Genomic DNA, 10601 nt, shown 5'->3' with positions numbered 1-10601 from the left:
CTGGTCGACCATCTGGAACGTGAACCTGGTCAGCGTATTCCGCTGCACCAAGGCGGCCGCAGCCACGCTCAAGGAACGGGGCGGCTCCGTGGTCAACACCGCCTCGATCGCCGGCCTTGGCAGGGTGGGCAGCTCGATCGCTTACAGTGCTGGCAAGGCTGCCCTGATCAACCTGACCAAGGACCTCGCCCGCGCCCTGGCCCCCGAGGCACGGGTCAACGCGATCGCACCGGGTGCGGTCGACAGCCCCTGGATGGTCGAGTGGACCGACGAGCAGCGCACCAGCTCGATCGAGCTGTCCCTGCTCAAGCGCCGCAACCAGCCCTCGGACCTGGCCGACGTCATCCTGTTCCTGGCGTTCGGCACGGGGATGGTTACCGGCCATACCGTGCCGGTCGACGCCGGGTTGCTGTTGGCCTGAATGGTGCCGGCGGCGCCACAGGCGACGCCGCCGGCCGCCGGGGCTACAGCTTCGTATTCGCGATGAGGTTCAGGAGATAGGTCTGCCGGCTGGGATGGATCGTCGTCCAGTCGGCGTTGAGCACGCCCATATAGGGCAGGCCGTTGGCGTTGAACGCGAAATAGGCCCAGTCCAGCTTCTTGGTTGCAATATAGCTGGCCAGCTTGTTCGCCCACTGGATGTCGCGGTTGGTCTCGAGCCCGGAGCCGAACTCGCCGAGGAAGATCGGCGCGATGTTCTGCGTCTCGATGAAGCCCCAGTGGGATTCCCAGACGCTCGGCAGGTTGTTCGGGTAGTTCGGGTCTGCGAACCAGGGCTGCTCGAACACCGACGGCGGATAGTCGTGGGCGGAGTAGACCAGCTTGTTCGGCGTGTTCAGCGTGATCGGCATGGTCGCGACCGGCTGCAGGCCGCCGCCCCACCAGTACCAGGTGTTGTTCCAGACCCGCAGGCCCTCGACGATGATCAACCACTTGTTGTTGACCGAGTGGATGGCATTGCCTGCAGCGGTGGCGGCGCGCTTCCAGTCGTCCGCATCACCGGTGCCCCAGGTGCCGGAGGGCTCGTTCAGCAGGTCGGCGCCGATCACCGTGGGATTGTTCGCGTAGCGGCTGGCCAGGAACTTCCAGTTGTTGATCCAGTCGGCCTCCGTGCGAGTCGCGCTGTACCATTTGCCGTCGTTGCCGTCGGGCTCCAGGCTGTGCATGTCCAGGATGACCCGCAGACCTTCCTGGCCGGCATAGGCGATCACGGCATCCATGATCTGCAGCGGCGTCTTGTTCTGGAACTCCTGGTTCAGCCACATGTGGACTCCGCCGACATCGGCGGCGGTGCCGGAAAGCATCGCCGCGGAGAAGGGCAGGCGGATGGTGTTGAAGCCCATCGACGCGATCTGGCTGATCATCGACTGGTAGTTGCGCGCCCACAGACCGTGGGGCGACATCGTCGCCGTCTCCATCCCGAACCAGTTCACCCCGAGAATCCGGATGTTGTGGTTCTGCATGTCACGGATCTTGTTCCCGTAGGTCTTCAGGTAGCCTGGTGGGATCGGATTGGGTGTAGCCGCCTGTGCCGGCGCACTGGTCCAGGCGGTGCCTATCGCTAGCAACAGCGCAAACAACAGGTTCAGGAACCGAGGCATCCTCTTTGCGCCCTTGTGTGATCCGCCCGGAGAATTGGGCCATGTGTCCGTGGTCATGAGGGAGGGTCGATGACTGCCTCTCTGAAAAATCCAGTCAGAAAACCGCAATGAACAGTTCATGCTGTGCGTTGCCGCGGGCTGTCAGTAGTCGTCATTGTCGCAGCCCCCGCCAACGGTGGATCTCACCAGATCAACGACCGTGAAGACTGCTTTGCTATGGGCGATTACTTCTATTTAAAGTTTATCCTGAAGAGGTTCGGGTCGCCTCTTAAGTGAAGAGTGTCCGTCATTTGTTCGACGATGATGGATCGGGGCAAGACCGGCTGGGATGGTTCATCGACTTTTCCGGGATAGCGCCTGCCGCTATGCTGCGGCCGATGGCCGGCGCTGCCGGCGTGGCCCGGACGGGAACTCGGGATGACCCCAAGCGCGCCATGAGCAACGTCACCATCGGCATTGCCAGCCTCGGACGGCCCTGCTTGTCGCGCACGCTCGCCTCGTTGTGCGCGATCCAGATTCCTGCGGATTACCGGGTCGAGATCGTGGTCGCCGACGATGACCGGGATGGTGCGGCTGCGGCCCGAGTGGCGGCGGGGCAACCATGGGCTCTGCCAGTGCGGGTGCTGCCGGTGGCGGCCGGCAACATCTCGCTGGCGCGCAATGCCTGCCTTGATGCGGCAGATGGCGAATGGGTGGCGTTCGTCGACGACGACGAGTGGGTCGAGCCGGACTGGCTCGTGCGCATGTTCGCCGCCCAGGTCGAGTTCGGTGCCGACGTGGTGGTGGGGCCGGTATTCCCGCAATACCCGGCCGACACACCGGCCTGGCTGGTCGACGCCAACCCGCTGTTCGTGGACTGGGGGCCGCGCGGCAAGCGCCTGGACACCGGCCGGTCCGGCAACGTCCTGATCCGCCGTAGCCTGGTCGAGCGGCTGGGGCTGCGCTTCGATCCGAAGCTCGGCAAGAGCGGCGGCGAGGACACCGAGTTCTTCCACCGCCTGCACTTGGCGGGTGCGGTGCTGGTCGCCACCGACGATGCCCGCATCTACGAGGAAGTGCCGCAGGCAAGGCTGGCACCTGCCTATATCCGTCGTCGCGCGTTGCGCTCCGGCCAGTCCTATGCGCAGTTCCGGCTCAAGGGCGGCCAGGGCCGCGACCTGGCTGGGCTCCTGTTCCACCTGGATGCTGCCGCCAAGTGTGCCGTCGCGTTCGCCGCTGGCACAGCACTCCGCAGATTACGCCCCGGCCGCGCGTTCTATCTGGAGCAGCGTGGCTGGATGAATCTCGGCAAGCTGCGCCAGCTCACCGGCCGGGACCTGCCGTCGATGTACTGAAGCGGTACTTATGGCCCCGCAACTCGTTGCGCAGCGCCGAGACCAGGCGTGCCCGCCAGGATGTCCAGGCTTCGACGGCCTGCGCCAGGCGCGTGTCCTGTCGGATCGTGTGGCGCGGCACCAGCCAGCCCTGCCGCGGGGCAAGTGTTCCGGAACTGGTATGGACGTGGCGATAGCCGGCCTGCGCCACCAGCCGCAGGACCCGTGCGTCGAATGCGCCGAACGGCACCGAGACCGAATCGACCGGAGCACCCAGACAGTCCTCGATCGCCGCACGCGAATCCCAGAGTTCACGCCGCAGGTCGGTATCATCCGCCCGGGTCCAGTCGACATGGTCGTGGCCGTGGCTGCCGATGGCCATTCCCGCCCGGGCGAGCTCCTGGAGTTGCGTACGGCTGAGCGAGCCCGGCTTGTCCAGACGTCCGGCCAGCACGAAGAACGTCGCGGTCACGCCGGCACGCTGCAGCATCGGCAAGGCGATGCGCGCATCTGATTCATTGCCGTCGTCGAAGGTGATCTCGAGGCGCCCCTTTGCCGCCAGATCGATTGCCGCTGCCAGCACCGGTGCCTCTACCCAGTAGGGGGCTTCACCCGCATCGAGCGTCCGTGCCGGGGTGCCGATCCCGTGAAAGGTGACGACCAGGCGCCCGGGCCACAGGCGCGAAAGCAGGGGGTTCATGGTGCCGATCATGGAGCGGTACCTTCGCGTCGAGCGCAACTCGGCATGATGACCTTCTGGCTTCCCAGGATTGTCGGCCTACCGACTTGGCGGCGGTCGTCGCGGCGAGAAGGATCTGCGAATAGCCATGGTCGGCACTGGGATTCCCAGGATAGCAGGCGGCCTTAGCGACAGTGCAAGCTCCACCCGCGACGCTGAAGGGGTATTGATCAGGAGTCAATTCCAACCAAATCTGGCGCTGGTCCGGAAACTGGCTGAACCCGGCCTACCGGGATTGAAGGACCGGCGTGCTCTCACTCTACCAGTCATCCTCGCCGCTCATGGTACGCGAGCCGGTCGGGCTCCTGCGGCGGCTGACCCGTGCCGATACGCTGGCGGACCTGCTGATCGTCCTGCTGGTGCTCTACACCGGGTTCGTGCTGACGCCGCAGTTCACCATCGCCGACTTCGGCGATCTGGAGCTTGCGGCCGAGGTCGCCCGTACGTCTGCAAGCAATACCGTCAACCAGCTGTTCTGGTTCGTAGCCTCGGGCCTGAGCCTGCTGGCGATCCTGCCGCGATGGCAGTCCCGGCTCGGTGTCCTCATTGCGGCCAATCCGTGGCTGTTCGCCATGGCTGCTTGGGGGATCTTGAGCACGCTCTGGGCACTGGAGCCGCCGATCGCCCTGCGGCGCTCGTTGCAGCAGGCCATGGTGGTCTTCTGCATTGCAGCAGCCGTCGGCGGGGCCGCATCGGTCGATCGTCTGCTGCGCATGCTCTATCTGGGCTTCGTGGTGACATTGCTGTTCCACCTGGCGGCGCTGCCCCTGCCGACGTCCTATGACTGGCGGCACGCCTTCCGCGGTTTCTTCCTCGACAAGAACGGCCTGGGCGCACTGGCCGCGGTGGCGATCCTGTATGGCGGGGCGATCCGGCCGATCTTCGCGAGCCGGCGGGCCAGGCTGGGCAACCTGGCCTATCTGGCGGGCTGGGGCCTCCTTCTGGTGATGTCGCTGTCCAAGACCTCGATGGCCCTGGTGGTCCTGGTCCCGGCAATCTATGCCGTGCTCGTCCTGGCCGGCCGCACCACCCGGCTGGGCATCGGGATCTATTTCGTTTTCGTACCGGTGATCGCGGGCGCTGCCCTGGCCTTCGTCGTGTTCGGCATGGGCATTCCACCGCTGGAACTGGCAGCGCTGATCAGCCCGGACGCCACCTTCACCGGGCGTACCTCCATCTGGCTGTTCGTGCTGGAATCCCTGCGGGGCCACTGGCTGCTCGGCTATGGCCTGCAGTCCTTCTGGAACGTCGGACCGAGTTCGCCGAATCTGGCGGCGCCCGACCACTTCATCCGCCTGCTCAACCAGGCGCATAACGGGTTCCTCGACCTGATCCTGTCCGTCGGGCTCGTCGGCCTGGCGCTGCTGTGCATCACCCTGGCACAGGGGGCCGCCCTGGCATCCAGGGTGAGGTTGAGCGCGCCCGTCGCCCACCGCCTGTCATGGCTGCTGATCATCTTCGCGCTCATCCACAACCTGTCGGAGAGCTCGTTCCTGCGCGGGTTCTCGCCGCAATGGCTGTTCCTCCTGTTCGCGCTGCTCATCCCGGCGCGGGCAGCAGCGGATCGGTCGGTGCTCCGATGACGCGATCAGGGCAGGCAGGGCAGGGCGGTCGCCTGCCGGGCAGCGTGGTGCCCGGCGGAAGCAAGACGACGCAGACATGCGCATACATGGAATCAAGTCGATGATCTCGATCCGGGAGGCCTATCAGCGTGGTCTGTCCGTGCCCAACGCGACCTATATCCCGGGCCTGGACGGGCTGCGCGCCATCGCCGTCTCCATGGTGATCGTGGCCCATGCCGGCTTCGGCCACGTCGTGCCCGGCGGCTTCGGCGTGACGATCTTCTTCTTCATCAGCGGGCTGCTGATCACCAACCTGCTGTGCACGGAGTTCGACCGCAACGGGCGGATTGCCATCGTCCCGTTCTATGTTCGCCGCTATCTCCGGCTTTCTCCGGAGATGTTCCTCTATGTGCTCATCTGTGCCCTCCTTTCGGTGATATTTCTCGGCAGCATCTCGTGGGCGTACTTCTTTGGCGGATTGTTCTACTTTACCAATTATCTGAAAATTTTCTATCACGAGGACATTGTGAACCCGTTCACCACCGGCCACCTGTGGTCGCTGGCGGTGGAGGAACATTTCTACCTGACCTACCCGCTCCTACTGGCAGCGACGGTTGCCTGGCCACGGCGCCTGCTCGTGGCATTGCTGGCGATCTGCGTCGCGTCGCTCACCATCCGGATCGTCGCCTTCGGCAGCTTGCCGGACAGCTATAACTACTACGCTTCCGAAGCGCGCATGGACTCGCTTGCCTACGGCTGCATCGGCGCCCTGCTCGGGCGGATCTACGTCGCCCGGATCACCTTTCTGCAGCGCGTGCCGGTCGCAACGATGCTGGCAGGCCTGGCGTTGTTGCTGGCCGCCATCGTGATCCGCTCGCCCGAGTTCCGGGAAACGCTGCGCTACACCGTCCAGGGCATCGGCCTGCTGCTCTGTGCCGTAGCGCTCTATACCCCGGCCTTCGCATCGCTCATCCGGCTGCTGGAGATCCGGCCGCTGCGCGTTTTGGGCCAGCTGTCCTACGGGGTCTATCTCTGGCACTTCATGCCGATCCAGCTCTACGCACTCCTGCGCGGGCACGAGCTGCCGGATTCCATGGGCATGGCGGACAGGCTGGTGGCGACGGTGCTGGGCTTCGCGTTCGCCATCGGCGCGGCCTATCCCTCCTACCGCTTCGTGCTCGGTGCCTTTGCCGGGCTGCGCCGGCGGTTCGGCTCGCATGGCGTCGCTTCCGGCGGCGGTGCCGAAGGGACGGCCCAGCCGGTCGACCTGCCGGGTGGCGAGCGCGGGGAGCAGGTCCTGAGCACGTCCTTCACCGGAAGATGACAGACCAGACCTTCCTGGGAAGCGATAGACATGCCCAGAGCCTCTTCCCACGCTCCCGGACCGCGGCGGACATGGCCGTGACGACGGCAGCGCCTGTCGTGCCATCACGCAAGCGGGTGCTCCACCTAGCCGTGGACTATCCGGACGCGTTCGACCGGACCAAGACCGTCGCGATCCGCAACTTCGTCAAGGCGAATCCCGCGGTCGACCATGTGGTCGTGGCGCTCACCCGGACCGCCGATCCGAGGCAGGCAGGCCTGATCCATGGCGATGGCGCGGGGGACCCGTCGGTCTACTCGATGCGCTACTGGGGCCTGCCGTTCGGTGCGCTGCTGTTCCCGGCGATGGTGCAGGTGGCGCGCCGCATCCGGGCACTGCTGGAGCAGGAGCGGATCAGCGTCGATCTGATCCATGCCCACAAGCTCTGCTTCGAGGGCATCAGCGGCTATCTCCTGTCCCGCTGGCTGCGCGTCCCGCTGGTCTGCTCGGTCCGTGCCGAGGCCGAATCGAAGATCCTGCGCTATCTGCCGCACTACCGCCCATTGATCCGCCGGATCGTCCGGCACAGCCGACGCCTCTACTACGTGTCGCTGTGGTACCGTGCGCAGATCGAGCGGCTGTTTCCCGAGGCGCGGCCCCTGGGCCGGGAACTGCCGAACTTCTGCCCGGGCACGCGGCTGGCGGCGGATGCGGTGCCGGATCCGTACCGCCTGGTGACCATCCTCCATCTCGACATCTACCAGAAGAAGGGGCTGGACCGCCTGCTGCCGGCCTTCGCGCGCCTGGCGAGGCGGCGGCCCGGCCAGTCGCTGGACATCGTGGGCCGCGGCCGGCCCGAGACGATCGCCAAGATCGAAGCGCTGATCGCCCGGCATGGCCTGACCGGCCAGGCACGGCTGGTGGGGGCGTTGCCGCATGCGGAACTGCTGGCGCGACTGCCGCGCTACGGCGTCATGTGCCTGCCCAGCCACAACGAGACCTTCGGCATGGTCTATGTCGAGGCGATGCTGAGCGGTGTGCCGATCCTCTACTCGCGCGGCACCGGCATCGACGGCTTCGTCGACGGCATCGAGGCCGCCATCGGCTGCGATCCGACCTCGGTGGATTCGATCCTGGCCGGGCTGGAGGATCTGCTGGACCGGCACGGCACGCTGCGCGCCGCGCTCTTGGCGCAGCACGACCAGATCGCGGCCCGGTTTGCCGCGGGGCCGCATGTCGAGCGCTACAACCGTGAACTCGGGCTGGTGCCATGATCGGCCGCCTCCGCAGCCCGCTGGTGCTGTCGATGGCCGACCAGATCGTGGTCAGCGCCACCAACCTGATCCTGACCTTCTGGCTGATCCACCAGTGGGCGCCCGGCAAGTTCGGCGCCTTTGCCATCGTGCTGAGCGTCTCGCTCACCGGCCTGGCAGCGCACCAGGCCCTGGCCGGTTCGCAACTGGCCCTGCTGCTTGTCCGTGCCACCGGCCCGGCGGAACGGCAGGAAGTGCTGGCCACCACCTGGCTGGTCGCCGTCGGGGTGGCGGTGCTGGTGGGCGTCGCGACCGCGATCGGGTTCGAGTTCTTCAGCGAGGCCCATCGCTGGGCCACGCCTCTGCTCTGCGGCCTGTTCGTCGCCCTGCAGATCTGCCGCGAGCATGTGCGAACCTACCACTTCACCCGGCGGGAGGCGGGGCAGGTCCTGCTGAACGACCTGCTGCAGGCCCTGACCGTCCTGGTGGTCCTGGCCGGCGCGGTCTGGGCCGGGATCGAGATCAGCATGATGCTGGTGGTCGGCACGCTGTGCCTCGCCACGGTGCTGGCCTGCGCCTCGACGCTGATCCGCCAGCCCGGCGACTTCGCCCTGCGGTTCGACCGCAAGGTGCGGCGGCGCCTGCGGCGGCTCTGGGACGACCACGCGCGCTGGGCGCTGATGGGCGCCGCCGCGTCGGAGATGCAGACCCGGGGCCATGTCCTGGCAGTGAGCACCTTCTTCAGCGTCGCCGACCTGGGCGTCATCCAGGCCGCCCTGACCCTGATGCGCCCGGTGGGCCTGCTGGGGAGCGCCTGGAGCAAGGTCGCCCGGCCAGCGATGGCTCGGGACTTCGCCGAGCGTCGCCCGGCCGCGGCGATGCGCTATGCCAACCTCAGCGCGCTGGGCTTCATCGGCGCTACCCTGGCCTATCTCGTGCTGCTCTGGCTGGGCTGGCCCTATCTGTCGCTCCACGTCCTGCCCGCCGACTATCTTGGCATCGGCGCGGCCCTGCCGCTATGGGGCCTGGCGACGCTGGTGGGCCTCCTGCGCACCGTCTACAGCCTGGAGGCGCAGTGCGTGCCGCTGTTCCGCCAGTCCTTCTATGCCAGCATGATCGCGATGCTCACCATCTTCGTGGGCCTGGCGATCGCCGTGCTGGCCGGCACCGCCACCTCGACGATCCTGGTCGTCGCGATCGGCGAAGGGGCTGCGCTGGCAGCCCTGATCCTCATCATCCGCAGGCATGTCGACCGGGTGCGGCCGGCGCCGACCCTGCCCAGCAAAGGCTCGACGCGATGGCATTGATGGACGTCCGTAGCGGTCAAGCGCGGCCCGAGGCGGCGGGCGGCGTCCGGGCGATGTTCACCGGCGCGTTCGACGAGTTCCCCGGCCCGTCCGAGATCCTGCGCGTCCTCGGGCGCCACAAGCTCCTGGTCGCGGCCATCGTCCTGCCGGTGACGCTGCTCGCCGGCCTTTATGGGAAGCTCGCCCCGGAGCGCTACACCGCGACGGCGATGATGGCGCTCAACCCCAAGGACGCGCCGCTGCCCAATCTCGGCACGATTCCGGGGCAGCTGATCCGCGACATGCCGATCCTGGAGACGCAGCTCCACGTGATCCTCGCACCGGTCGTGCTGGGCGAGGTTGTCGACCGGCTGGGGCTGGCCGACAACCCGGACTTCCTCGACCCGCCGAGCGTGAAGGGCCGGCTGGTGGCTTTCTTGAGCGAGCAGGCGGCGCCGTACACGGACTGGCTGGACGAGCTCGGGCGGCTGTTGCGCGCCGGGCCGGACGAGCCTGCGGAGCAGATCACCCGAGACGAGATCATCGAGCGGTTGGCCGAGGACATCAGTGTCCAGCAGGTGGGCCAGAGCTATGCGATGACCTTGTCGTACCAGGCCGCCGATCCGGTGCTGGCCGCCGCGATCGTCAACGAGACGGCCCGTGCCTATATCCGCCACCAGCTCGATTCCAAACTGCAGACCGCGGGTGGCACCGGAACCTATCTGGAGGTCCGGCTGGCGGAACTGCGCGACGAGGTGGAGCGGGCCGACAGCCAGCTCGAGACCTATCGCGCCGAGAATGCGCTGCCTGTCGACGGGACCGAGGAGGTGCTGTCACGGCGGATCGCCGACCTCAACCTGGAGCTGATCAACACCCGCAGCCAGATTGCGGTGGCCGAGGCGCGTGTGCGCGCCCTAGAGGAAATGCAGGCGAACGGCGACCCGGTGGCGCTCGCCCGCGCCCTGGACAGCCAGACCGCCGGGCAACTGGCACTGGAGGCGGCCGGCCTGGCGCGGCGGCGCTCGGAACTCCTCCTGAGCTTTGGGCCCGAGCACCCGTCGGTGCAGGCCTTGCAGGCCGATGAGATCGCCTTGCGCCGCACGATCCGTGAGGAGGCAGAGCGCGGCCTGGCGGCAGTGGTGCGGGACCTCGACCTCCTGCGTGTCAAGGCGGGGGAAATCGGCAACGAGATCAAAGCCGCGCAGGACCAGATCGCGCGCGACCAGCACGCCATGGTCCGAATCGCCAACCTGAAGCGCGATGCGGATGTCAACCGGCGCCTGTACGAGGAGATGCTGACCCAGCGCAAGCTCCTGGCCGAGCAGCGATCCCTGGTCCAGCCGGACGTCGAGCTGATTGCGGAGGCCTCGCCCGACCTCCAGTCGGGCACGCCGCCGTTCCTGTTCTTCCCGATCGTCGGCTTCATCGGCTCGGGCGCGCTGGCGGCCCTCCTGGCACTGGTCCGCGACCGGGCCGATCCGCGCGTGCGCTCGGCGCGCCAGGTCGAGCGGCTGACCGGGCGGCCGGTGGTGGCGCGGCTGCCG

General features: G+C 67.1%; 9 protein-coding genes. 7 read left to right on the top strand and 2 right to left on the bottom strand.

All coding sequences use genetic code 11. The annotated features are described in order from the left end of the window. Positions 1–421 (top strand): SDR family oxidoreductase (locus VNS22_RS24025; RefSeq protein WP_325737012.1); only part of this gene is annotated, 421 nt, incomplete at its 5' end. A 43-nt stretch (positions 422–464) separates the two neighbouring features. Here the strand turns inward: VNS22_RS24025 and VNS22_RS24020 are convergent. Next, positions 465–1721 carry a glycoside hydrolase family 5 protein gene (locus VNS22_RS24020; protein WP_325737010.1) on the bottom strand — a complete coding sequence of 419 codons (1257 nt, stop codon included), beginning with the start codon at positions 1719–1721 and terminating at the stop codon, positions 465–467. Positions 1722–2035: 314 nt separating this feature from the next. Here VNS22_RS24020 and VNS22_RS24015 point away from each other — a divergent pair, with 314 nt between their 5' ends. Further along, the gene (locus VNS22_RS24015) at positions 2036–2935 is read left to right on the top strand and encodes a glycosyltransferase family 2 protein (RefSeq protein ID WP_325737008.1); all 900 of its coding nucleotides are present in this window, start codon (positions 2036–2038) and stop codon (positions 2933–2935) included. On the opposite strand, the gene VNS22_RS24010 is transcribed toward VNS22_RS24015, so the two are convergent. Beyond that, positions 2904–3614 (bottom strand): polysaccharide deacetylase family protein, encoded by a 711-nt coding sequence (locus VNS22_RS24010; protein ID WP_325737006.1) that lies wholly within the window; start codon positions 3612–3614, stop codon positions 2904–2906. The genes VNS22_RS24015 and VNS22_RS24010 overlap by 32 nt on opposite strands. A 287-nt stretch (positions 3615–3901) precedes the next feature. Between VNS22_RS24010 and VNS22_RS24005 the strand changes: the two genes are divergently transcribed. The 5 genes from VNS22_RS24005 to VNS22_RS23985 all read left to right on the top strand — a co-directional run. Further along, a complete protein-coding gene (locus tag VNS22_RS24005) occupies positions 3902–5236 on the top strand; it encodes an O-antigen ligase family protein (protein ID WP_325737005.1) in 1335 nt (444 codons plus the stop codon). Positions 5237–5336: 100 nt separating this feature from the next. Then, positions 5337–6539: an acyltransferase gene (locus VNS22_RS24000; RefSeq protein WP_325737003.1), complete on the top strand. Its 1203-nt coding sequence runs from the start codon at positions 5337–5339 to the stop codon at positions 6537–6539. Between the two features lie 98 nt (positions 6540–6637). Then, on the top strand, positions 6638–7792 hold the full coding sequence (locus tag VNS22_RS23995; protein WP_325737001.1) for a glycosyltransferase: 1155 nt from the start codon (positions 6638–6640) through the stop codon (positions 7790–7792). Next, positions 7789–9078: a hypothetical protein gene (locus VNS22_RS23990; protein WP_325737000.1), complete on the top strand. Its 1290-nt coding sequence runs from the start codon at positions 7789–7791 to the stop codon at positions 9076–9078. The genes VNS22_RS23995 and VNS22_RS23990 overlap by 4 nt, the downstream gene beginning before the upstream one ends. Then, a partial coding sequence (locus VNS22_RS23985; RefSeq protein ID WP_325736998.1) for a GumC family protein occupies positions 9078–10601 on the top strand: 1524 nt, incomplete at its 3' end. The genes VNS22_RS23990 and VNS22_RS23985, both read left to right, overlap by 1 nt.

The organism is Geminicoccus sp. (assembly GCF_035556675.1).
In the GTDB taxonomy this organism is placed as follows: domain Bacteria; phylum Pseudomonadota; class Alphaproteobacteria; order Geminicoccales; family Geminicoccaceae; genus Geminicoccus.
This window is presented reverse-complemented; position numbering and strand designations above follow the sequence as displayed.